Annotated in this window: 24 protein-coding genes; 22 read left to right on the top strand and 2 right to left on the bottom strand. The window is 41.4% G+C overall.

Going from position 1 to position 23,398, the window contains the following annotated elements; all coding sequences use genetic code 11:
- Positions 1 to 12 precede the first annotated feature (12 nt).
- From zapA to HMPREF9423_RS03745, 5 genes are all read left to right on the top strand, one after another.
- Positions 13 to 315, top strand: coding sequence for a cell division protein ZapA (gene zapA, locus HMPREF9423_RS03725; RefSeq protein ID WP_004252047.1), 303 nt, complete (start codon positions 13 to 15; stop codon positions 313 to 315).
- A complete protein-coding gene (locus tag HMPREF9423_RS03730; RefSeq protein WP_006147991.1) occupies positions 312 to 860 on the top strand; it encodes a CvpA family protein in 549 nt (182 codons plus the stop codon). The genes zapA and HMPREF9423_RS03730 overlap by 4 nt, the downstream gene beginning before the upstream one ends.
- 109 nt (positions 861 to 969) lie before the next feature.
- Positions 970 to 3,306 carry an endonuclease MutS2 gene (locus HMPREF9423_RS03735; protein ID WP_006147992.1) on the top strand — a complete coding sequence of 779 codons (2,337 nt, stop codon included), beginning with the start codon at positions 970 to 972 and terminating at the stop codon, positions 3,304 to 3,306.
- 197 nt (positions 3,307 to 3,503) lie between these two features.
- Complete coding sequence (locus HMPREF9423_RS03740; RefSeq protein WP_006147993.1) at positions 3,504 to 4,400, top strand: TDT family transporter; 897 nt, start codon at positions 3,504 to 3,506, stop codon at positions 4,398 to 4,400.
- 102 nt (positions 4,401 to 4,502) lie between these two features.
- A complete protein-coding gene (locus tag HMPREF9423_RS03745; RefSeq protein ID WP_006147994.1) occupies positions 4,503 to 5,336 on the top strand; it encodes a metallophosphoesterase family protein in 834 nt (277 codons plus the stop codon).
- Positions 5,337 to 5,399: 63 nt separating this feature from the next.
- On the opposite strand, the gene HMPREF9423_RS03750 is transcribed toward HMPREF9423_RS03745, so the two are convergent.
- On the bottom strand, positions 5,400 to 6,209 hold the full coding sequence (locus HMPREF9423_RS03750; protein ID WP_006147995.1) for an amino acid ABC transporter substrate-binding protein: 810 nt from the start codon (positions 6,207 to 6,209) through the stop codon (positions 5,400 to 5,402).
- A gap of 232 nt (positions 6,210 to 6,441) precedes the next feature.
- Here HMPREF9423_RS03750 and HMPREF9423_RS03755 point away from each other — a divergent pair, with 232 nt between their 5' ends.
- The 5 genes from HMPREF9423_RS03755 to brnQ all read left to right on the top strand — a co-directional run bounded on the left by HMPREF9423_RS03755 (position 6,442) and on the right by brnQ (position 10,869).
- Positions 6,442 to 7,047: a nitroreductase family protein gene (locus HMPREF9423_RS03755; protein ID WP_006147996.1), complete on the top strand. Its 606-nt coding sequence runs from the start codon at positions 6,442 to 6,444 to the stop codon at positions 7,045 to 7,047.
- A 9-nt stretch (positions 7,048 to 7,056) separates the two neighbouring features.
- The gene (gene pepV, locus HMPREF9423_RS03760; RefSeq protein ID WP_006147997.1) at positions 7,057 to 8,457 is read left to right on the top strand and encodes a dipeptidase PepV; all 1,401 of its coding nucleotides are present in this window, start codon (positions 7,057 to 7,059) and stop codon (positions 8,455 to 8,457) included.
- Between the two features lie 53 nt (positions 8,458 to 8,510).
- The gene (locus HMPREF9423_RS03765) at positions 8,511 to 9,101 is read left to right on the top strand and encodes a uracil-DNA glycosylase family protein (protein WP_006155738.1); all 591 of its coding nucleotides are present in this window, start codon (positions 8,511 to 8,513) and stop codon (positions 9,099 to 9,101) included.
- Positions 9,098 to 9,379 (top strand): rhodanese-like domain-containing protein, encoded by a 282-nt coding sequence (locus tag HMPREF9423_RS03770; protein WP_006147999.1) that lies wholly within the window; start codon positions 9,098 to 9,100, stop codon positions 9,377 to 9,379. The genes HMPREF9423_RS03765 and HMPREF9423_RS03770 overlap by 4 nt, the downstream gene beginning before the upstream one ends.
- A gap of 164 nt (positions 9,380 to 9,543) precedes the next feature.
- On the top strand, positions 9,544 to 10,869 hold the full coding sequence (brnQ, locus tag HMPREF9423_RS03775; RefSeq protein ID WP_006148000.1) for a branched-chain amino acid transport system II carrier protein: 1,326 nt from the start codon (positions 9,544 to 9,546) through the stop codon (positions 10,867 to 10,869).
- A 38-nt stretch (positions 10,870 to 10,907) separates the two neighbouring features.
- Here the strand turns inward: brnQ and HMPREF9423_RS03780 are convergent, their stop codons facing one another.
- Positions 10,908 to 11,444 (bottom strand): DUF1307 domain-containing protein, encoded by a 537-nt coding sequence (locus HMPREF9423_RS03780; RefSeq protein WP_025170152.1) that lies wholly within the window; start codon positions 11,442 to 11,444, stop codon positions 10,908 to 10,910.
- Between the two features lie 132 nt (positions 11,445 to 11,576).
- On the opposite strand from HMPREF9423_RS03780, the gene HMPREF9423_RS03785 reads away from it, so the two are divergent.
- The 12 genes from HMPREF9423_RS03785 (at position 11,577) to HMPREF9423_RS03840 (ending at position 23,264) form a co-directional block, all read left to right on the top strand.
- Complete coding sequence (locus HMPREF9423_RS03785) at positions 11,577 to 12,614, top strand: M42 family metallopeptidase (RefSeq protein WP_006148002.1); 1,038 nt, start codon at positions 11,577 to 11,579, stop codon at positions 12,612 to 12,614.
- 1 nt (position 12,615) lies between these two features.
- Entirely contained in the window at positions 12,616 to 13,086 is a 471-nt protein-coding gene (locus HMPREF9423_RS03790) for an HIT family protein (protein ID WP_006148003.1), read from the top strand.
- 3 nt (positions 13,087 to 13,089) lie between these two features.
- Positions 13,090 to 13,806 (top strand): LD-carboxypeptidase LdcB/DacB, encoded by a 717-nt coding sequence (gene ldcB / locus HMPREF9423_RS03795; RefSeq protein ID WP_006148004.1) that lies wholly within the window; start codon positions 13,090 to 13,092, stop codon positions 13,804 to 13,806.
- Positions 13,807 to 14,084: 278 nt separating this feature from the next.
- Positions 14,085 to 15,131 (top strand): phenylalanine--tRNA ligase subunit alpha, encoded by a 1,047-nt coding sequence (gene pheS, locus HMPREF9423_RS03800; RefSeq protein ID WP_025170153.1) that lies wholly within the window; start codon positions 14,085 to 14,087, stop codon positions 15,129 to 15,131.
- Positions 15,131 to 15,640 carry a GNAT family N-acetyltransferase gene (locus HMPREF9423_RS03805; protein WP_006148006.1) on the top strand — a complete coding sequence of 170 codons (510 nt, stop codon included), beginning with the start codon at positions 15,131 to 15,133 and terminating at the stop codon, positions 15,638 to 15,640. The genes pheS and HMPREF9423_RS03805 overlap by 1 nt, the downstream gene beginning before the upstream one ends.
- A gap of 76 nt (positions 15,641 to 15,716) precedes the next feature.
- Positions 15,717 to 18,122: a phenylalanine--tRNA ligase subunit beta gene (pheT, locus tag HMPREF9423_RS03810; RefSeq protein WP_006148007.1), complete on the top strand. Its 2,406-nt coding sequence runs from the start codon at positions 15,717 to 15,719 to the stop codon at positions 18,120 to 18,122.
- Between the two features lie 196 nt (positions 18,123 to 18,318).
- The gene (locus HMPREF9423_RS03815) at positions 18,319 to 19,212 is read left to right on the top strand and encodes an ABC transporter ATP-binding protein (protein WP_006148008.1); all 894 of its coding nucleotides are present in this window, start codon (positions 18,319 to 18,321) and stop codon (positions 19,210 to 19,212) included.
- The gene (locus tag HMPREF9423_RS03820) at positions 19,209 to 20,408 is read left to right on the top strand and encodes an ABC transporter permease (protein ID WP_006148009.1); all 1,200 of its coding nucleotides are present in this window, start codon (positions 19,209 to 19,211) and stop codon (positions 20,406 to 20,408) included. The genes HMPREF9423_RS03815 and HMPREF9423_RS03820 overlap by 4 nt, the downstream gene beginning before the upstream one ends.
- Before the next feature lie 104 nt (positions 20,409 to 20,512).
- On the top strand, positions 20,513 to 20,641 hold the full coding sequence (locus tag HMPREF9423_RS12205; RefSeq protein ID WP_006155734.1) for a hypothetical protein: 129 nt from the start codon (positions 20,513 to 20,515) through the stop codon (positions 20,639 to 20,641).
- 221 nt (positions 20,642 to 20,862) lie between these two features.
- On the top strand, positions 20,863 to 21,438 hold the full coding sequence (locus HMPREF9423_RS03830) for a TetR/AcrR family transcriptional regulator (protein ID WP_006155739.1): 576 nt from the start codon (positions 20,863 to 20,865) through the stop codon (positions 21,436 to 21,438).
- Positions 21,435 to 22,115: an ABC transporter ATP-binding protein gene (locus HMPREF9423_RS03835; RefSeq protein WP_006148012.1), complete on the top strand. Its 681-nt coding sequence runs from the start codon at positions 21,435 to 21,437 to the stop codon at positions 22,113 to 22,115. The genes HMPREF9423_RS03830 and HMPREF9423_RS03835 overlap by 4 nt, the downstream gene beginning before the upstream one ends.
- Before the next feature lie 3 nt (positions 22,116 to 22,118).
- Entirely contained in the window at positions 22,119 to 23,264 is a 1,146-nt protein-coding gene (locus HMPREF9423_RS03840) for an FtsX-like permease family protein (protein ID WP_006148013.1), read from the top strand.
- Positions 23,265 to 23,398 lie beyond the last annotated feature (134 nt).

The following is a 23,398-nucleotide window of genomic DNA, read 5'->3' on the forward strand; positions in this document are numbered from 1 at the left end:
GAGGTGAATTTTATGGCAAATTTAAATCGATTCAAGTTTACATTTGGGAAAAAAACATTAACGCTGACAACTGAACATGACAATCTTTTCATGGAGGAGATTGCTAAAGTTGCGACGGAAAAGTATGAAGCAATCAAAGAACAAATGCCTGGAGCTGATGATGAGACAGTAGCTATTCTCTTAGCGGTTAACTGCTTGTCAACACAGCTCAGCCGTGAGATTGAATTTGATGATAAGGAGCAAGAGTTAGAATCGCTCCGTTATAAAGTGGTTGCGGCTAAACAAGAGCAGAGTAAGATTGAGGATTCCCTATGATTTCCATTCTACTCTTATTAATCCTTGCTTGGAGCTTTTATATTGGCTACCGCAGAGGAATTATTTTACAAGCATATTATCTTGTAGCAACGATTGTCTCAGCTTATTTTGCAAGCAAATATTACCTAGCTTTAGGACAGAAGTTCAATTTATTAATCCCTTATGCTAATCCGCAGGAAGGACAGGGAACTTTCTTTTTCCCACCCAATCAACTTTTCCAACTAGATAAAGTTTTTTATGCAGGTGTCGGCTTCCTCTTAGCCTTTACGATTTTTTACTGCATTGGCCGTTTGTTTGGTCTTTTTCTAAACCTAGTACCAAGTGAGATACTTGATGGGAAATACTACCGTATCGGTGCGGGTGTGCTATCAATCGGTGTGACCTTGTTTGTCCTCCAGATGATGCTAACGATTCTCGCGACTGTGCCATTACAAATTGTTCAAAATTCACTTGAAAATAGCTTTGTAGCTAGACATATCATCCAAAGCATTCCATTCACAACTAATTTTATTAAACATCTTTGGGTTACTAAAATAATCGGTTAAAAAGGGCGGGAACTATTCCTAGCCTTTTGTTTACAATTTCGAAAAGTAAGAGATTGATTTAAAGAATTGAAAATAAGAAAAGCCATAACTTTTATACTAAGGAAATAAGATGAATACAAAAATACTAGAAACGTTAGAATTTAACAAGATTAAGGCTTTATTTGAACCTCATCTTTTGACGGAACAAGGACTAGAACAGTTAAAAGAGCTAGTCCCAACAGATAAAGTTGATAAAATTAGACAGGCCTTTGCAGAGATGAAGGAGATGCAAGAACTCTTTGTTGAGCATCCTCATTTTAGCATTTCGGCAACAAAAGATATTGCGGCTACCTGTAAACGTTTGGAGATGGGTGCTGATCTCAACATAGAGGAATTTCTCCTTCTCAAACGTGTCATATTTGCCAGCCGTGAACTGAAAAATTTCTATGATAATCTTGAAAATGTACGCTTGGACCACTTGGCAAATTGGTTTGAGAAACTTCATGATTTCCCACATCTACAGGGCAATCTCCAGGCCATCAATGAAGCTGGATTTATTGAGAATTTTGCTAGTGAGGAACTAGCACGAATCCGTCGTAAAATCCATGATAGCGAGAGCCAAGTTCGTGACGTCTTGCAAGACCTTCTCAAACAAAAGGCTCAGATGTTGACTGAAGGCATCATCGCTAGTAGAAATGGTCGCCAGGTTCTTCCTGTCAAAAACACCTATCGTAATAAGATTGCCGGTGTGGTTCATGATATTTCTGCCAGCGGGAACACTGTCTATATCGAACCGCGTGAAGTAGTCAAGCTGAGTGAGGAAATCGCCAGTCTTCGTGCAGACGAGCGCTATGAAATGATGCGTATCCTGCAAGAACTCTCTGAGCGAGTGCGACCTCATGCGGCTGAAATTGCTAATGATGCATGGATTATTGGGCATTTGGACTTGATTCGGGCTAAGGTTCGCTTTATCCAAGAGACAGGAGCAGTAGTGCCACAAGTCTCTGAAGGACAGGAGATTCAACTCCTTCATGTTCGTCATCCCTTGGTGCAAAATGCTGTTGCTAATGATGTACACTTTGGTAAGGATCTAACAGCCATCGTTATCACTGGTCCCAATACGGGTGGTAAGACCATTATGCTTAAAACCTTAGGTTTGACGCAATTGATGGCTCAGTCAGGTTTGCCGATTTTGGCGGATAAGGGAAGTCGTGTGGGGATTTTTGAGGAAGTCTTTGCGGATATTGGAGACGAACAATCCATCGAACAAAGTCTTTCAACCTTCTCTAGTCACATGACTAATATTGTTGATATTCTTGGTAAGGTCAATCAAAACTCGCTTTTGTTGCTAGATGAGCTTGGAGCAGGAACAGATCCCCAAGAAGGTGCAGCCCTTGCCATGTCTATCCTAGAAGACTTGCGTTTGCGTCAGGTCAAGACTATGGCAACCACTCACTATCCTGAACTCAAGGCCTATGGGATTGAAACGGCTTATGTTCAAAATGCCAGCATGGAGTTTGATACAGCTAGCTTGCGCCCGACCTATCGCTTTATGCAAGGCGTACCTGGTCGAAGCAATGCCTTTGAGATTGCTAAACGTCTCGGCTTGTCAGATGTCATCGTAGGTGACGCTAGCAAGCAGATCAATCAAGACAATGATGTCAATCGAATTATTGAGCAATTGGAAGAGCAGACGCTTGAAAGCCGTAAACGTCTTGAGAATATTCGCCAAGTTGAGCAAGAAAACCTCAAGATGAATCGTGCCCTCAAAAAACTTTACAATGAGCTTAATCGTGAGAAGGAAACAGAACTCAATAAGGCGCGTGAGCAAGCTGCTGAGATTGTTGACTTAGCTCTGGCAGAAAGTGATGATATTCTTAAAAATCTTCACAGCAAATCTCAACTAAAACCACATGAAATTATCGAAGCCAAGGCCAAACTCAAGAAGTTAGCACCTGAAAAAGTAGATCTTTCTAAAAACAAGGTCCTCCAAAAGGCTAAGAAAAAACGAGCTCCAAAAGTTGGGGATGATATCATCGTTTTAAGCTATGGTCAACGAGGTACCTTGACCAATCAACTCAAGGATGGTCGTTGGGAAGCTCAAGTTGGCTTGATTAAGATGACGCTTGAAGAAAAAGAGTTTGACTTGGTTCAGGCTCAGCAAGAAGCACCAGTCAAGAAAAAACAAGTCAACGTTGTCAAACGGGCAGGTGGTAAAGGTCCACAGGCTCGACTAGACCTTCGTGGCAAACGTTATGAGGAAGCTATGGAAGCCTTGGATGCCTTTATCGATCAAGCCCTACTCAACAACATGGCTCAAGTGGACATCATCCATGGTATCGGTACAGGAGTCATCCGTGAAGGAGTAACCAAATATCTCCAAAGAAACAAGCAGGTTAAGAGCTTTGGTTATGCGCCGCAAAATGCAGGTGGAAGTGGTGCAACAATCGTTACCTTTAAAGGCTAACCAAGCTATAGAATGAAATGTCAAAAAAGTACCTATCAAGTGATAGGTACTTTTTTGATGAATTTATTTTAATCATTATTGTTAGTGAGTATTTTAAAAGGGGACAATCGTTTTATAGCCAAAAAAATTTATGAAGCCTTGTCTAGCTGAGCTTTATTTATGCTATACTGATAGTAACGTCATTTTCGGAGGTTGGTATGAAAAAACTCCCCTTAGCCTTTTCAGGTTGCTTATTGGGATTGGCTGGAGCAGGAAATCTCATCTTGGATATTTTTCCGCTTTTATCACACATCTTTAGTTTGTCAGGCTTGATTTTATGGTTTTATTTTTTGGTGAGCCACCTCAATAACTGGCATGAAAGTAAGCAAGAATTAAAGAAAGCCCCTGTTTTGTCAGGAATGGCAACCTTTCCCATGGCAGGGATGATTTTATCGACGTATTTATTACGAATCTTACCCCCGAACATGAGCATTGTTGCACAGATTCTCTGGTGGTTTGCTTTTCTTCTAGATGTTTACCTCATCTTATACTTTACAAAGAACTATGCCTTGGTTAAACAAAGGGCCAGTGCAACACCAACTTGGACGGTTCTTTATGTAGGAATAGCAGTAGCAACCTTGACCTACCCAGTGGTGGGCATTGTTGGGATTGCCTATGGAGCTTGGATTTTTGGTTTTATCTTAACTCTTATCCTTTACCCTCTAATTTATCAAGATTTAAGGAAAAATCCATTACCGCTCGCTTTGCTGGGACAAGAAGGAATCTATTGTGCTCCATTTTCTCTCCTTTTGGCAGCATTAGTGAGAGTAGGAGGATACAGTCTTCCTAGTTGGATTTTACTAGTTATGATCCTTGCATCACAGACCTTCTTTTTCTTTGTCCTTAGTCGCTTGCCAAGGATTTTAAAACAAGGTTTCCAACCAGCCTTCTCAGCCCTAACCTTTCCAACCATCATCACAGCAACTTCATTGAAAATGTCCCAAGGCATTCTGCAGTTTCCGGTCCTTAACCTTGTCGTTTGGTTAGAGATTATCATTTGTTTAACAATCCTCATCTACGTATTAGTAGAATATGTGAAATATTTAAGGAACTAAAAGAACCCCTAGCACGGAGAAGTGAGATGAAGAAAGGTGCAGACCTATAACGGTGTAAGGGATAGCTAGAATAAATAAATACGAATAAAGAGAGTGTGTAAAATGAACCATAAGATTTCAATTTTATCAGACATTCATGGCAACACGACAGCCTTAGCTGGAGTGCTTGAGGACGCTAAAAATTTGGGAGCGACTGAATATTGGCTTCTGGGAGATATTTTTCTTCCTGGGCCGGGAGCAAATGACTTGGTGGCTCTTTTGAAAGGCCTTCCCATTACAGCATCTGTTCGAGGCAACTGGGATGATTGTGTGTTAGAGGCTTTAGATGGGCAATATGGTTTAGAGGATCCCCAAGAAATCCAGCTTATGCGATTGACCCAGTATCTGATGGAGCGCATAAACCCCGAGCATATTGATTGGTTGAGAAAGCTACCTATGGTAGCCAAGAAAGAAGTAGAAAGCTTGTGCTTTTCTCTTTCACATAATTTGCCTGAGAAGAATTATGGTGGTGATTTGCTGGTTGAAAATGATACCGAAAAATTTGACCAGTTACTTGATGAAACTACTGATGTAGCCGTCTATGGTCATGTTCACAAGCAGTTGCTTCGTTATGGTAGCCAAGGTCAACAAATCATAAATCCAGGTTCGATTGGTATGCCTTATTTTGACTGGATAGGGCTGAAAAATCACCGTGCCCAGTATGCCTTACTTGAGGTTGAAAATGGTGAATTAGTCAATATCCAATTTCGTAAGGTTGTTTATGACTATGAAGCAGAGCTAGAATTAGCCCAGACCAAATATCTTCCTTTCATCGAAATGTATGAAGAATTACGACGTGAGGACAACTATCAAGGCCATAATAGAGATTTGTTAGCTAGTTTAATTGAAAAGCATGGATATGTAGAGGATGTGAAGAATTATTTTGATTTTTTGTAAGAGTTGCTTTAATTAACAGATACTAAATAAACGATTGGACGAGCCAATCGTTTTTAGTATATCTTATTGTAATTGAGATTGATCTGGTAGGTAGGAACCACCGAGATAGGTTTTGCTAAGTTTTTCAAGGGTTCCATCTTGGTAGAGTTCTTTAAGGACCTTGTCAAATTGTTCTTTAAATTCTTTTTGATCGCTTGAGAAGATAATGTAGTTATTTGGATTATCATTGCTTTCCAAGTCGACTACGTTCAAGTCTAATCCTCGGTCTTGGATAATCTTTTGAACAGAGATTTTATCAAAGATTAGGAAATCAAATTCACCATTGGCGAGGTCAGTCAGGCGTTTAGCGACATCCTCACCAGAGTATTGGATGGTGGCAGGATTGTCGGAGTGATTTTGATTCCAGTCCGTAACAACCTTGGCAGTAGAAGTTCCAGTGTCATCCCGAGTAGTTTTACCAGCGATGTCTTGAAGAGAGGTAAGAGCCTTGTCTTTTCTGCTCACGAGAACCAAAGGATTTTTTGCGATTGGGAGTGAGTAGAGGTATTTGTCGGCTCTCTCTTTGGTGTAGCTCAAGTTGTTGGCAGCAGCTTGGTAACGACCAGCATCAACTCCAGGGAAGATACTCTCCCAAGCAGTTTTTTGAAATTCAATCTTGTATTGATCCAGTTTTTCATCGACCACTTTTAAAACTTCAACATCATATCCAGTTAAATTACCATCTTTTTCAAAGTCAAAAGGAGGGATGTCTCCGGCAGTAGCTACGACAATGGTTTTAGGGCTAGCAGTGGAAGTTGAAGTACTATCCTGTTTAGATTGTCCACAGGCGACCAACAAGGGACTAATGGCTAATAATAAGAATAATTTTTTCATGTGTGTCTCCTTTACTTCATGATACCTAGCTTACCAGACAATCAATCAAATAGCCGATATATATTTTTTATGGAAGTGATAGAAAAATATTATAATTTTCAGTTTGAGTTTGTAATCTAAAATTTAAAATCAGATAAGAAAAAGATAATTTAGGCCACAAATGAAAAATCTCTGCAAGCTCTTTCAGAATGTGGTAAAATGGAAGCAGTAGAAATAGAAAAGGAAATCAATTATGAAATTTCTTGAGTTAAATAAAAAACGTCATGCGACTAAGCATTTTATTGATAAACCAGTTGATCCCAAGGATGTTCGAACAGCAATCGAAATCGCAACCTTGGCACCGAGTGCTCACAACAGTCAGCCTTGGAAGTTTGTTGTGGTTCGCGAGAGAAATGCTGAACTAGCAAAATTGGCTTACGGTTCAAACTTTGAGCAAGTAGCATCTGCCCCTGTAACCATTGCCTTGTTTACAGATACTGACCTAGCTAAACGAGCTCGCAAGATTGCCCGTGTTGGTGGAGCAAAGAACTTCTCAGAAGAACAACTTCAGTACTTTATGAAAAATCTTCCAGCAGAGTTTGCGCGTTACAATGAACAACAAATCAGTGACTACCTAGCCCTTAATGCAGGATTGGTTGCGATGAACTTAGTCCTTGCATTGACTGACCAAGGAATCGGTTCAAACATTATCCTTGGTTTTGACAAATCAAAAGCCAATGAAGTCTTGGAAATTGAAGAACGCTTCCGTCCAGAGCTTTTGATCACAGTAGGATATACAGACGAGAAGTTGGAACCAAGCTACCGCTTGCCAGTAGATGAAATTATCGAAAAAAGATAGGAAGTAAAAATGACAGTTATTGATTTTACAGCAGAAGTAGAAAAACGTAAAGAAGCCCTCTTGGCTGACTTGTTCAGCCTTTTGGAAATCAACTCAGAACGTGATGACAGTAAGGCAGATGCGCAGCATCCTTTTGGACCTGGTCCGGTAAAAGCTTTGGAGAAATTCCTTGAAATCGCAGACCGTGATGGTTACCCAACAAAAAATGTCGACAACTATGCAGGACATTTTGAGTTTGGTGAAGGGGAAGAAGTTCTCGGAATCTTTGCCCACATGGACGTAGTGCCAGCAGGTAGCGGATGGGACACTGATCCTTATACTCCAACCATCAAGGATGATCGTCTCTATGCGCGTGGTGCTTCAGATGACAAGGGTCCTACAACGGCTTGTTACTATGGTTTGAAAATCATCAAAGAATTGGGCCTTCCAACTTCTAAAAAAGTTCGCTTTATCATCGGAACTGATGAAGAATCAGGTTGGGCAGACATGGACTACTACTTTGAGCATGTAGGACTTGCGAAGCCAGACTTTGGTTTCTCTCCAGATGCTGAATTCCCTATTATTAATGGTGAAAAAGGAAATATCACAGAATACCTCCACTTTGCTGGTGAAAACAAAGGTGCAGCCCGTCTTCACAGCTTCACAGGTGGTTTGCGTGAAAACATGGTGCCAGAATCAGCAACTGCAGTTGTTTCAGGGGACTTGGCTGATTTGCAAGCGAAACTAGATGCCTTTGTTGCAGAGCACAAGCTTAGAGGAGACATTCAAGAAGAGAATGGTAAGTACAAGGTTACGATTATCGGTAAATCTGCCCACGGTGCTATGCCTGCTTCAGGTGTCAATGGTGCAACTTACCTTGCTCTCTTCCTCAGCCAGTTTGCCTTTGAAGTACCTGCAAAAGACTTCCTTGACATTGCTGGTAAGATTCTTTTAAATGACCATGAAGGCAAAAACTTGAAAGTGGCTCATGTGGATGAAAAGATGGGTGCTCTTTCTATGAATGCTGGTGTCTTCCGCTTTAATGAAACAAGTGCTGACAATACCATTGCCCTTAACTTCCGTTATCCAAAAGGAACAAGTCCAGAGCAAATCAAGTCAGTTCTTGAAAGCTTGCCAGTTGCTTCAGTTAGTCTTTCTGAACATGGTCACACACCTCACTATGTACCAATGGAAGATCCGCTTGTCCAAACCTTGTTAAATGTTTATGAAAAACAAACAGGTCTTCAAGGGCATGAACAAGTTATTGGTGGTGGAACCTTCGGACGTCTCTTAGAACGTGGTGTAGCCTATGGTGCTATGTTCCCAGATTCTATCGATACCATGCACCAAGCCAATGAATTTATCGCCTTGGATGATCTCTTCCGTGCAGCAGCCATCTACGCTGAAGCTATCTATGAATTGATCAAATAATGCTATAGAAGTCTGAGATTTTATGCTTAGACTTCTTTTTGGAGGGAGAGCAGATGTCTCAAATCGAAAGAATCAAACAAGCCATCATGGCTGATCCACAAAATCAACACTATACTGAGCAAGGAATCGAACCTCTCTTTGCAGCTCCCAAAACAGCTCGTATTAATATCATTGGGCAGGCACCTGGGCTAAAAACCCAAGAAGCTGGACTTTACTGGAAGGATAAAAGTGGTGACCGCTTGCGAGAGTGGTTGGGTGTGGATGAGGATACTTTTTACAATTCAGGTTACTTTGCAGTTATGCCCATGGATTTCTATTTTCCTGGACATGGGAAATCTGGTGACTTACCACCACGCCCAGGTTTTGCAGAAAAGTGGCACCCTAAACTTTTGAAAGAATTACCAGATATTCAATTAACACTCTTGATTGGCCAGTATGCGCAGGCTTACTATCTGCATGAGAAAGTCAGTGGCAAGGTAACGGACCGTGTGCATCGGTTTAAGGATTATTTGCCTGATTATTTCCCTTTGGTGCACCCGTCACCTCGGAACCAAATCTGGATGAAAAAGAATCCTTGGTTTGAAGCAGATGTTTTGCCTGACTTGAAAGAAAGAATTCAAAAAATTCTCGGAGAAGAAAAATGAGAGAAATTACTTTTAATGATTTTTACCAACTATACCAGAAAGAGTCGTTTTCTATATTAGATGTGAGAGAAGTAGAGGAATTTGAGACTCTTCATTTAGAAGGCGCTCGTAATTTACCTCTCAGCCAATTAGCTGATGCATATAAACAACTAGATAAGGATAATCTTTACTACGTGATTTGTAAATCAGGAATGCGTTCAGCACGCGCTTGTCAATTTTTAGCAGAACAAGGATATGAGGTTATCAATGTCCAAGGTGGCATGGATGCCTTAGAATAAGAAAATCTCCCTTTAAGACCGAAAATAAGAAAGGTTTTAAAGGGAGTTTATTTGCTCTAAAAATCAGAAAATTGAAAACATTTTAAAATTATTCCGAAATAGCCTTTTCAAGCCTTTAATCATGTTATACTAAGAAAGTATTTTATTTTTTATAAGGAGAGTTTATGGCTAAAAAAGGTGCTTTAACAGGATTACTCCTGTTTGGAATATTTTTTGGTGCGGGTAATTTGATTTTCCCCCCTACCCTAGGTGCTCAATCTGGGGAACACTTTCTCCCTGCCATTGCAGGATTTGTACTTTCAGGTGTCGGACTTGCCGTCTTGACCTTGATCATCGGGACCTTAAATCCTAAGGGATATATCTATGAGATTTCTACAAAGATTTCTCCTTGGTTTGCAACGATTTATCTAGCAGTTTTGTACTTGTCGATTGGTCCATTCTTTGCCATTCCACGTACTGCAACAACTTCTTATGCAGTAGGGATTAGTCCCCTCTTGGCAGATGCTGACAAAGGTCTAGGCTTGATTGTCTTTACCCTTATCTACTTTGTTGCAGCATACTTAATCGCGCTTAATCCTTCAAAGATTTTGGATCGTATCGGCCGTGTTTTGACTCCAGTTTTTGCCCTCTTGATTATCATCTTGGTAATCCTTGGAGCCCTCAAATATGGTGGAAATGCTCCACAAGCAGCTACAGCAGCTTATCAAGCTTCAGCATTTGGAGCAGGATTCCTTGAAGGATATAATACTCTAGATGCTCTCGCATCTGTTGCCTTTAGTGTAATCGCGGTTGAAACCTTGAAACAACTTGGATTTTCGAGTAAAAAAGAGTACATCTCAACCATTTGGGTGGTCGGAATTGTCGTAGCGCTTGGCTTTAGTGCTCTATACATTGGCCTAGGTTTCCTTGGAAATCACTTCCCGATGACAGAAGAAGCGATGAAGGGTGGAACTCCAGGAGTTTATATCTTGTCACAAGCGACCCAAGAAATCTTTGGTTCAACAGCTCAATTATTCCTAGCAGCCATGGTAACAGTAACTTGCTTCACAACGACTGTAGGTTTGATTGTTTCAACTGCTGAATTCTTTAACGGACGTTTCCCACAACTCAGCTATAAGGTTTATGCGACTGTCTTTACCTTGATTGGTTTTGCAATTGCCAACCTCGGTCTTGATGCAATCATCAAATATTCTATCCCTGTCCTAGTTATCTTGTATCCAATTACTATTGTGATTGTTATGATTGTGATTGTGAACAAATTTGTACCACTTTCAAAACCAGGCATGCAATTGACGATGGGTCTTGTTACAGCTATTGCCGTAGCTAGTATCTTGGGAAGTTCATTTGAAGTGACCTTCCTTGCCAACATTGTGAATGCTCTACCATTTTCTAAGGCTTCCTTGCCATGGTTGGTGCCAGCTATTGTTGGAATCTTACTTTCTCTTGTTCTTCCAAATAAGCAAAAGAGTGAAGCTTTTGAGATGGAATAAAAAAACCTTGGCGTATGCCAAGGTTTTTTCAATTACTCTTAGTTAGTTTGTTCTTTATAACCATGTTCTGTTAACATTTTCTTAGAGGCTTTAAAGCTCACGTTTTTTCCAACGCCTGAGTATTCTTCTGGTAAAGCTTCTCTAAGTTCATCTAGACTTGCAACTGAAAGGTCGATTTCAAGATCTTGAACGACTTTACCGTCTTTGATCTCAACTGATAGAGTTACACCTTTGAGTCCCTTGTATCCTTTGTAGGTTTCTTCAATTAGATTTTTTAAATCATCTGCAGTATTGTTTAGGGCTTCAGGGTCAGCGACGTTATGAGCGGTTTGTTTCACAACGTTATCACCATCAACTGTATAGGTCAATGTTGACTGAATACCGGGCTGAGAATCATTTACAAAAGTAACAGTTTTTAGTTCGGATTTCTTTTCAGTAGTTTCAGCTTCAGTCGTTTTTACCTCAGTTGACTCTGCTTTTGAGGAGTTAGAAGTTGTTGATGATTGTTTTGAACATCCCAACAAGAATGCCAACGATAAGGCTAAGAGAAGTGTCGTTTTGAAATATTTGTTCATATTTTTTCCTTTCATCATAAGAACTTTTTTCATTATACCATAAAATGCTTTTGCAATCAAAGTATATTCATTTTTCCTTTTTACACATACTAAAATGGGAAAAGTGATATAATATTAGGAAGAGGTGAAGAAATGAATCAAACTGTAGAATATATCAAAGAACTAACTGCTATCGCATCACCAACTGGTTTCACACGTGAGATTACGAATTATTTGGTTGAGACTCTTGAAAAACTAGGTTATCAACCAATCCGTACTGCCAAAGGTGGTGTCAACGTTACTGTCAAAGGTAAAAATGATGAGCAACAGCGTTATGTTACTGCCCATGTGGATACCTTGGGAGCTATCGTTCGCACTGTTAAACCAGATGGTCGTCTTAAAATGGACCGTATTGGTGGCTACCCTTGGAATATGATTGAAGGCGAAAACTGTACAGTTCATGTGGCCAGTACAGGTAAAACGGTATCTGGAACGATTTTGATCCACCAGACTTCTTGTCATGTATATAAGGACGCTGGCACTGCTGAACGCACGCAGGACAATATGGAAGTGCGTTTGGACGAAAAAGTGACCAATGAAAAAGAAACACGCGCACTTGGTATTGAGGTTGGTGACTTTATCAGCTTTGACCCACGAACTGTCGTAACTGAGACAGGCTTTATCAAATCGCGTCATTTGGATGATAAGGTCAGTGCAGCTATCCTTCTAAATCTCCTTAAAGTCTATAAGGAAGAAGGGATTGAACTTCCTGTCACTACGCATTTTGCCTTCTCGGTCTTTGAAGAAGTGGGACATGGTGCTAACTCAAGTATCCCTAGTCAAGTTGTTGAGTACCTAGCAGTAGACATGGGAGCAATGGGAGATGACCAGCAGACGGATGAGTACACAGTGTCAATCTGTGTCAAAGATGCTTCTGGACCTTATCACTATGAATTCCGTCAACATCTGGTTGCTCTAGCAAAAGAACAAGACATTCCATTTAAACTCGATATCTATCCATTTTACGGTTCAGATGCTTCTGCAGCTATGTCAGCTGGAGCAGAAGTCAAACACGCCCTTCTAGGAGCGGGTATCGAGTCTAGTCACTCTTACGAGCGAACTCATATCGATTCTGTTCTTGCTACTGAGCGTATGGTGGACGCTTATCTTAAGAGTGAGTTGGTGGACTAGGATGTGCCTAATTTGTCAACGAATTGAATGGATTAAGGCAGGGGAAAATCCTTACTTTGTGAAGGAACTGGAAACAGGCTATGTTGTCATTGGAGATCACCAGTATTTTGAAGGCTATACTCTATTCCTAGCAAAAGAACATGTCACAGAATTACACCATATGGATACTCCTGTCAAACTACGATTTTTAGAGGAAATGAGTCTGGTCCAAGAAGCTGTCTCTAAGGCCTTTTCTGCTGAAAAGATGAATGTAGAGTTGTTGGGAAACGGTGATGCACATGCCCACTGGCATATTTTTCCGAGACGAGAGGGTGATATGAAGGGACACGGTCTTAATGGTCGTGGTCCAGTTTGGTGGGTTCCTTGGGAAGAAATGGTCGCTGAAGAATATCAGGTTAAGGGAAGCAAATTAGAAGGTTTGGTTGAAACTTTATCTGAAACTTTGGACCAAATGATAGAAATGAAAGGATAAACAATGAAAAAAAGATACCTTGTATTATCAGGATTGCTAGCCTTGACATTGGCTGCTTGTTCGCAAGAAAAGCCAGCAACTTCAGAAAATCAGACTTCAACTGAAGAAAAAACCGTCCAAGAAGGGACTGTCGGTAGTAAATCTCAGGAAGCAAGCCAGAAAAAGGCAGAAGTAGTTAATAAGGGAGATTACTATAGCGTTCAAGGGAAGTACGATGAGATTGTTATCGCTAATAAGCATTATCCCTTGTCTAAAGACTATAATCCAGGGGAAAATCCCACAGCAAAGGCTGAGTTATTGAAGCTTATTGCTGCTATGCAGGAAGCAGGTTTCCCAATCAGCGACCACTATAGTGGTTTCAGAAGTTATGAAACTCAAACTCAACTTTATCAGGACTATGTCAACAAAGACGGAAAGGCAGAGGCTGACCGCTATTCTGCTCGGCCTGGATATAGTGAACACCAAACTGGACTAGCATTTGACCTTATCGGTACAGATGGAGATTTAGTGACAGAAGAAAAAGCTGCCCAATGGCTTTTAGATCATGCTGCTGACTATGGTTTTGTCGTTCGCTATCTCAAAGGTAAGGAAAAAGAAACAGGCTATATGGCTGAAGAATGGCACCTTCGCTACGTCGGAAAAGAAGCCAAGGAAATCGCTGCAAGTGGTCTCAGCTTGGAAGAGTATTACGGTTTTGAAGGTGGGGACTATGTTGATTAGTCGCAAAATATCTTGCAAGAATGCTTGAAATTTGATAAAATGAATAATAATTAAATAGGAATCTGCAAGACTAGTATCTCAGGGGAAGTATATCAGGGAGGAGAGCCGTGACTGAAAGCTCTCTATATGAAAGCTGGGTGAATTCACTTGCCTATGGATTCAGAAATAAAGGTCTGACTTGTCAGATAAAAACGGATGGTACCGCGTGTCAACGCTCCGAGTGTGGAGTTTTTGGCATGTGGTTTTCTTTTTATCTACGAGAGACTGATGGAGGAATTATGTCAACTATTGAAGAACAATTAAAAGCGCTTCGTGAAGAAACGCTAGCTAGCTTGAAGCAGATTTCTGCTGAAAATGAAAAAGAGTTGCAAGAATTGCGCGTCTCTGTCCTTGGTAAAAAAGGTTCCCTTACTGAAATCCTGAAAGGGATGAAAGACGTTTCTGCAGAAATGCGTCCAATTATCGGAAAACACGTCAATGAAGCTCGTGATATTTTGACAGCTGCATTTGAAGAATCAGCTAAGCTCTTGGAAGAAAAGAAAGTTGAAGCTCAACTAGCAAGTGAGAGCATTGATGTTACGCTTCCAGGTCGTCCAGTTGCGACTGGTCACCGTCACATCCTCACACAAACTAGTGAGGAAATTGAAGACATCTTCATCGGGATGGGTTACCAAGTAGTGGATGGTTTTGAAGTAGAACAAGACTACTATAACTTTGAACGTATGAACCTTCCAAAGGATCACCCAGCTCGTGATATGCAGGACACTTTCTATATCACAGAAGAAATCTTGCTTCGTACTCACACGTCTCCAGTTCAGGCGCGTGCTATGGATGCCCATGATTTTTCAAAAGGGCCTTTGAAGATGATCTCACCAGGACGTGTATTCCGTCGTGATACGGATGATGCAACCCACAGTCACCAGTTCCACCAGATCGAAGGTTTGGTTGTTGGGAAAAACATCTCTATGGCTGACCTTCAAGGAACTCTCCAGTTAATTGTACAAAAAATGTTTGGTGAAGAGCGTCAAATTCGTTTACGCCCATCTTATTTCCCATTCACTGAGCCATCTGTTGAGGTGGATGTTTCATGCTTCAAGTGTGGAGGAGCCGGCTGTAACGTATGTAAGAAAACTGGTTGGATCGAGATTATGGGTGCCGGTATGGTTCACCCACGTGTCCTTGAGATGAGTGGTATCGATGCGACTGTTTACTCTGGCTTTGCCTTTGGTCTTGGTCAAGAGCGTGTAGCTATGCTTCGTTACGGAATCAACGATATCCGTGGATTCTACCAAGGCGATGTCCGCTTCTCAGAACAGTTTAAATAATGATTAGAAAAGTAGAAATAGCAGATGTTGAGGTGTTAGCAAAAATTGCCAAACAAACCTTTCGTGAAACATTTGCGCATGATAATACGGAAGAGCAGTTACAGGAATACTTTGAAGAGGCTTATAATCTGAGAGTTTTGTCAACTGAGTTGGAAAATCCTGAATCCGAAACCTATTTCATTATGCATGAAGAGGAGATAGCTGGCTTTCTCAAAGTCAACTGGGGAAATGCTCAAACTGAGAGAGAATTAGAGAACGCTTTTGAAATTCAACGCCTCTACGTGCTACAAAAATTCCAAGGATTTGGACTTGGTAAGCAACTATTTGAATTCGCTCTGGAACATGCCGAAAAAAATGGTTTTTCCTGGGCTTGGTTAGGTGTTTGGGAGCATAATACAAAAGCTCAAGCATTTTATAATCGATATGGTTTTGAAAAATTTAGTCAACATCGTTTTATGGTTGGGCAAAAGGTAGATACGGATTGGTTACTGAAAAAGAAATTAAGGTAAGAAGATGATTCTTCTAATGAAATGATAGGAAAGGAAAAAAACTAGAGTGACAACTGTCATTCTGGAGAACTAAATTATGCTTGTATCTTATAAATGGTTAAAAGAATTGGTGGACATTGATGTACCATCACAAGAGTTGGCTGAAAAAATGTCAACCACAGGGATCGAGGTAGAAGGTGTGGAATCACCTGCTGCTGGTCTCTCAAAAATTGTCGTCGGTGAGGTCTTGTCTTGTGAAGATGTGCCCGAAACACACTTGCATGTCTGCCAAGTCAATGTGGGTGAAGAAGAAGCTCGTCAAATCGTCTGTGGTGCACCGAATGTGCGTGCTGGTATCAAGGTTATGGTGGCTCTTCCGGGAGCTCGCATTGCGGACAACTACAAGATTAAAAAAGGAAAAATCAGGGGCTTAGAGTCACTAGGGATGATTTGTTCACTAGGTGAGTTGGGTATTTCTGACTCCGTTGTACTGAAAGAATTTGCAGATGGCATCCAAATCTTGCCAGATGAGGCTGTTCCAGGTGAGGAAGTATTTTCTTATCTAGACTTGGATGATGAAATCATCGAACTTTCTATCACTCCAAACCGTGCAGACGCTCTCTCTATGCGTGGGGTAGCTCACGAAGTAGCAGCTATCTATGACAAGGCAGTCAATTTTAAAGAATTTACTTTAACAGAAACAGACCAAGCTGCAGCAGATGCTCTTTCAGTCAACATTGACACAGACAAGGCTCCTTATTATGCAGCTCGTATCTTGGACAATGTGACTATCGCACCTAGTCCACAATGGTTGCAAAACCTCCTCATGAACGAAGGCATTCGTCCGATCAATAATGTGGTTGACGTGACCAACTATATCTTGCTTTACTTTGGTCAGCCTATGCATGCCTTTGACTTGGATACCTTTGAAGGGACTGATATCCGTGTGCGTGAAGCACGTACTGGTGAGAAATTAGTGACCTTGGATGGGGAAGAGCGAGAGTTGGAAACAACTGATTTAGTGATTACGGTTGCTGACAAACCAGTAGCCCTTGCAGGTGTCATGGGCGGACAAGCGACAGAAATCTCTGAAAAGTCTACTCGTGTCGTCCTTGAAGCTGCTGTCTTCAATGGCAAATCTATCCGTAAGACAAGTGGTCGTCTCAACCTTCGTTCTGAATCATCTTCTCGCTTTGAAAAAGGCATCAATGTGGCAACCGTTAATGAAGCCCTTGATGCAGCAGCAAGCATGATTGCAGAATTAGCTGGTGCTACAGTGCGGAAGGGCATTGTTTCAGCAGGCCAGTTGGACACTTCTGATGTAGAAGTTTCTTCAACCCTTGCAGACGTCAACCGTGTCCTCGGTACAGAGCTTTCCTACGCAGATGTAGAAGATGTCTTCCGTCGTCTTGGATTTGGCCTTTCTGGAAATGCAGAAGCCTTCACAGTTAGCGTTCCTCGTCGCCGTTGGGATATCACTATCGAAGCAGACCTCTTTGAAGAAATTGCTCGAATTTATGGTTATGATCGCCTGCCAACCAGTCTTCCAAAAGACGATGGGACAGCCGGTGAGTTGACAGCGACACAAAAATTGCGCCGTCAAGTTCGTACCATTGCAGAAGGTGCTGGATTGACGGAAATCATCACCTACGCTCTGACAACTCCTGAAAAAGCAGTGGAGTTTACGACTGCACCAAGTAACTTAACGGAGCTCATGTGGCCAATGACTGTGGACCGTTCTGTTCTCCGTCAAAATATGGTTTCAGGTATTTTGGATACCGTAGCTTACAACGTAGCGCGTAAGAACAAAGACTTGGCTCTTTATGAGATCGGAAAAGTCTTCGAGCAAACGGGTAATCCAAAAGAAGACTTGCCAAATGAAATCAACAGCTTTGCTTTTGCATTGACTGGTTTAGTCGCTGAAAAAGACTTCCAAACAGCAGCCGTTCCTGTTGACTTCTTCTATGCTAAGGGAATTCTGGAAGCTCTATTTGCTCGCTTGGGTCTTGAAGTGACCTATACAGCAACGCAAGAGATCAAGAGTCTTCACCCAGGACGTACAGCCTTGATCTCACTTGGTGATCAAATTCTTGGATTCCTCGGTCAAGTGCACCCTGTGACGGCTAAGGCTTACGATATTCCAGAAACTTATGTGGCAGAGCTTAACCTTTCAGCTATCGAGAAAGCTCTTCAACCATCAGCAGCCTTTGTGGAAATTACTAAATTCCCAGCAGTCAGCCGTGATATCGCCCTTCTCCTCAAAGCAGAAGTGACTCACCAAGAGGTGGTTGATGCTATTCAAGCCGCTGGCGTAAAACGTTTGACAGGCATCAAACTCTTTGACGTCTTCTCAGGTGAAAAACTAGGACTTGGCATGAAGTCTATGGCCTACAGCTTGACCTTCCAAAATCCAGAAGATAGCTTGACTGACGAAGAAGTCGCACGCTACATGGAAAAAATTCAAGCTTCTCTCGAAGAAAAAGTCAATGCAGAAGTGCGTTAATAGTCTAAAATCCATCCTGAGGGATGGATTTTTTTGTCTTTGTAAATGCCGAATATTGGAAAGAAAAATGAAGTTGAATCTTATTCGGTTTGATATAAAAAATGCCTAGTAAATTCTACTAATAAAAATGTACATAAATCCTTGTAATGACTAAAAAAAGGAGTATAATGAGAGTAAGATTAGTAGGAGGTGGATTATGTTAGAAGTCCGCAATCTTGAAAAAAGTTTTGGTCCCAAACAAGTCTTGTTTGGCGTTGATTTTCAAGCTCGGCCTGGAAGAATTTTAGGTCTAGTTGGGAAAAATGGAGCAGGGAAAACAACCATTTTTCATAGTATTTTGAAATTTTTGGATTATCAAGGAGAAATTCAGTTTGATGACCAGGAAATTCGTCAGGAGACTTACGCTCGGATAGGTTATTTGCCTGAAGAACGCAGTCTCATGCCTAAGTTGACAGTTCTAGAGCAGGTTCGTTACCTAGCCATGTTAAAAGGAATGGATGCCAAAGAAGTCAAAGAAAAACTCCCTCAATGGATGGAGAAGCTGGAAGTCAAGGGGAAATTGACAGATAAGATTAAGAGTCTCTCAAAAGGGAATCAACAGAAGATTCAGCTGATTATTACTTTAATGCATGAACCAGATCTAATTATCCTAGATGAACCTTTTAGTGGACTGGATCCAGTCAATACTGAACTGCTCAAGCAGGTTATCCTCAAAGAAAAAGAACGTGGTGCAACCATTATCTTTTCAGACCACGTCATGACCAATGTCGAAGAGCTATGTGATGATATCCTTATGATTCGTGATGGGCGTGTCGTCTTGCATGGACCAGTCCAAGATGTTCGTAATCAATACGGCAAAACGCGACTCTTTGTTGCAAGTGAAAAGTGTCAGGAAGACTTGGAAAAACTCCCACATGTCACTCATGTTAGTTTGACCAAGCAGGGGATTTGGAAGCTCATCCTAGATGATGAAAATGCTGGGCAGGAGCTCTTTGCTATCTTGACTCAAGGTCAATACATCGCGACCTTTGACCAACAAGCTCCAACAATCGATGAAATCTTTAAACTAGAATCAGGGGTGGAAGTATGAGAAATATGTTGGTTGTAATCAAAGAAACTTATTTACGTCATGTCAAATCCTGGAGTTTCTTCTTTATGGTAATCTCGCCGTTTCTCTTTATCGGCTTGTCTGGCGGAATTGGCTATCTACAAGGCTCCTCCCTGGCTCAGAATAATAAGGTGGCAGTAGTTAGTTCGGTGCCTGCTGTAACAGAGAGTCTTAAATCGACCAATGGCATTAATTTTGACTATAAGGATGAAGCAAGCGCCCAAGAAGCTGTCAAGGATGAAAAAATCAAGGGCTATCTAACGATTGATCAAGAAGGTAGTGTCCTCAAGGCAGTCTATCACGGTGAAACTTCACTAGAGAGTGGCATTAAGTTAGCTGTGACAACTAAGTTGAATGAACTCCAATACCAACTCAATCGTTCGGAGGCACATTTATCTCAGGAACAGGAACAACACTTGGCACAAACGATTCAATTCTCAGAGCAGATTGATGAATCTAAGGAAAGTAAGAAGATGGTCCAAACCTTTGCGGCGGCAGGACTGGGTTTCTTCCTCTATATGATCTTGATCACTTATGCCAGTGTCACTGCTCAAGAGGTAGCCAGTGAAAAAGGGACAAAAATTATGGAAGTGGTCTTCTCAAGTATTCGTGCTAGTCACTATTTTTACGCACGCATGATTGCCTTACTTCTTGTCATTTTGACTCATATTGGTATTTATGTTGTAGGCGGACTTGGAGCTATCTTATTCTTTAAGGATATGCCTTTCTTGGCTAATTCAGGTATTCTAAGCCACTTGGGAGAAGCTTTTTCGGTCAATACCTTGTTGTTTGTCTTGGTCAGTCTCTTTATGTATGTGGTCTTGGCAGCCTTCTTAGGTTCTATGGTTTCTCGCCCTGAAGATGCAGGAAAGGCCTTATCTCCGTTGATGATTTTGATAATAGCTGGTTTTGTTGGCGTTACTGCCCTAGGTGCTGCAGGAGATAATTTGATTTTGAAAATCGGTTCTTATATTCCTTTCATCTCGACCTTCTTTATGCCTTTCAGAGCTATTAATGGTTATGCAAATAGCATCGAGGCTTGGATCTCTCTTGTAATAACAGTTGTATTTGCCGTAACTGCAACAGCCTTTATCGGACGTATGTATGCCAGCCTAGTCCTCCAAACAGATGATTTAGGTATCTGGAAAACCTTTAAACGAGCTTTAAGCTATCACTAAAAGAGACACCTTCAGTGAATACTGGAGGTGTTTTTGCTTTACGAATTCATTGCTGTCTGGTCTTCTTTACTTTATAATTAAAGAAGAATGAAAAGGAGGCGGCCATGAACTATATGGATGTTGCTGAAAATGAGCATTTGTTAATCATTGTCCTTAGGATGATGCTGATCATCCAGATGAGTGAAGATGAGGTGGAGGCGGCCTTGTCGATTGGTATCAACACCTTGACCTAACGGATATCTATGGCTATGGCTAGTGTGAGGTTCTGCTGGGTAAAGTTTTCAAGCGCCGTTCGAATCTTCGGGACTAGATTTAGTATACCAGACGTCACTTGTATCAGTGGGCTGGTTTTTTTGTTCTATGCTTTACAGATTTTTCTTGACAAGTTTTCTTTGTTATGGTAATATTTTAGGCAACAAGTGTTGCGCAACAAATGTTGCACGAAAGGAGTCTTATGCCACCCAAGGTTAAATTTAGTAAAGAGGCTATGATTGGGACAGCTTTACAATTGGTGAGAGAAGAGGGAATAGCTAGTTTAACGGCTCGAGCATTAGCGGAAAAACTGGGAGCCACACCAAGAGTCATTTTTGGGCAATTTGCAAATATGGCTGAGTTACAAGCAGAGGTTATTGTTGCTGCGGAAATGGTCGTGGTGGAGTATATACGAAAGGCTTTAGAAGATGAGAAGCCTTTTCGATCTGTCGGGGTTGCTTATATCCTGTTCGCCTCAAAAGAGCCCCAACTTTTTCAATTGCTTTTCCAAAATCCTAGCAAAGATCCGATTCGTCGCTTTCAAGATTTTCTTCCCATGAAGGATCATAGTTACCAATTGGTTCTGGATTCGATTGTCGCAGACTATCCGTTGACGCTAGAGGAGGCTAGTCGCTTGTACCAGCATCTATTCATCTACTCACACGGCATGGCCTCTATGGTTGCTTCTGGTATTTATCAGTTCAGCATGGAAGAAGTGATTGGTTTATTGACAGAAGTTTGTCAATCTCTCATCAAAGAAATGGTAGGAAAGAAATGATTCAACTAGAAAATGTATACAAAGGCTACGGCCAAACCAAGGTTTTAAAAGGGATTGATCTACAGATTCAAGACCAGGATGATGTAGTTATCCTAGGTCCTTCTGGATCAGGAAAGTCAACCCTCTTAAACGTGTTATCCGGATTAGAAAAGGTAGATGAGGGGCATATTCTCATTCAAGGACAGTATTTATCGCAGCTCACGGATGCTCAATTGACGGCCTTTAGACGTGAGAAGATTGCCTTTATTTTCCAGCAGTATTATTTATTGCCGAATCTCACGGTTAGACAAAATGTTAAGATGGGAGCTGACCTGGCAGACAATCATGATTTTTTGCAGATTATCGAGGATTTGGGACTTGGCGATAAGCTGAACAAGTATCCGAGTGAATTGTCTGGTGGGGAACAGCAGAGAGTCTCCATTGCACGTGCCCTGGCCAAAAAGCCAGAGATTCTTTTCTTAGATGAGCCGACGGGGGCCCTGGATGAAGAAACAGGGCGCAAGATTCTCGACTATATCTGGAAGTTAAAGGAAAAGCTTGGTTTTACCCTCATCATGGTGACGCACAACCAAAATATTGCGGATATGGCCAGAACCATCATTCGTGTCAATAGTGGCAAGATTACCCAAGTTGTGACCAACGATCAGCCTCAGACTGCCTATGAGATTGGATGGTAAGCCATGTTTTCAGTAAAAGATATTCGAAAATTAGTTGTCGTCAGTATCATTGGGGCTTGTGCGGTTTTTGTGGTCAATCTCTTCTTGAATTTTTATCTTGATATCGAGCAGTTGGAGATTTCTAAAACCAATCCGATGATTATGGCCTATTATGATGCTCAGGTTTCGCTATCTTGGATGGTGGCCATGGTCAGTGGGGTTGTCTTGTCCTTGACGTCGATCCTTCTCATGTGTTTTTATATCAAACAATTTGTCGATGACCACAAGGAACAATTAGGGATTTTAAAGGCTTTGGGCTATAGCAATGGCCAGTTGGCGAAACGATTTTGGGTTTTTGGGCTCAGTTTTGGAGTTGGAGCGCTTTTTGGCTATTTCTCTTCTTTTCTTATGATGGGTCATTTTTATGACTTTCGTAATGAAAAGGGGATCCTGCCAGAAATCACCATCAATTTTCACTGGCAGCTCTTAGTTGCATTGGTGATCCTTCCAACAGCATTTTTTATGCTTCTCGCGATTGGCTATGCTAGAAGACAACTACAAACGCCGGCCCTTCGCCTATTGAAAAAGTCCCCAAGTCCGATCAAAGTCAAAAGGAGAAAGAGGGCTCCTAAGAAAGAGAAAGACTTCCTAAAAGAGCTGTCTTCGTCACTGATTTGGGGAAGAAAATCGATCCTGTTTTTTGTGGTCTTTGGCTCCATGTGTTTCGCGGCCATGGTTCAATTGTCTTTTGGCCTCAGGGACTACACAGATGACATCATCCAAACCATGATGATCATGATTGGCTTGATCCTTTCTTTCTCGATCCTCTTTTTGTCATTGGGGATTGTCGTTTCAGAAAGTCGTGAAACCTTGGCCCTCATGAAGGCTTTTGGCTACACAGATCGTGAATGCCAAAGTCATATTCTCGCTCCCTATCGTTTGTGGGCCTATCTAGGCTTTTGCCTTGGGACGGCTTATCAATACGGTATCATGGAAATCTTGATTGGTGTGATCAAAGACACGGTACCTGAAAAGATTGAGCACAACTTTGACTGGAACGTTTGCTTTTGGACTTTGATCGTTTTTGCTGTGGTTTATGAAAGTCTCTTTTATCTATCCAACAGAAAACTCCAAAAACAAACCATCAAAGAAGTGCTCTTAGCTGAATAAATAGAAAAGTCTGGGACAAAAGTCCTAGCCTCTAAATTGTCTTTGGATTGTCGAGCAAGACGCAGTGGTTGAGTGGACTCTACTACGCTGATTTCATCAGCTTTTACAGCCCTACTCAACTGTGCGGAGGTGGG

Source organism: Streptococcus infantis ATCC 700779, from assembly GCF_000187465.1.
In the GTDB taxonomy this organism is placed as follows: Bacteria; Bacillota; Bacilli; order Lactobacillales; family Streptococcaceae; genus Streptococcus; species Streptococcus infantis.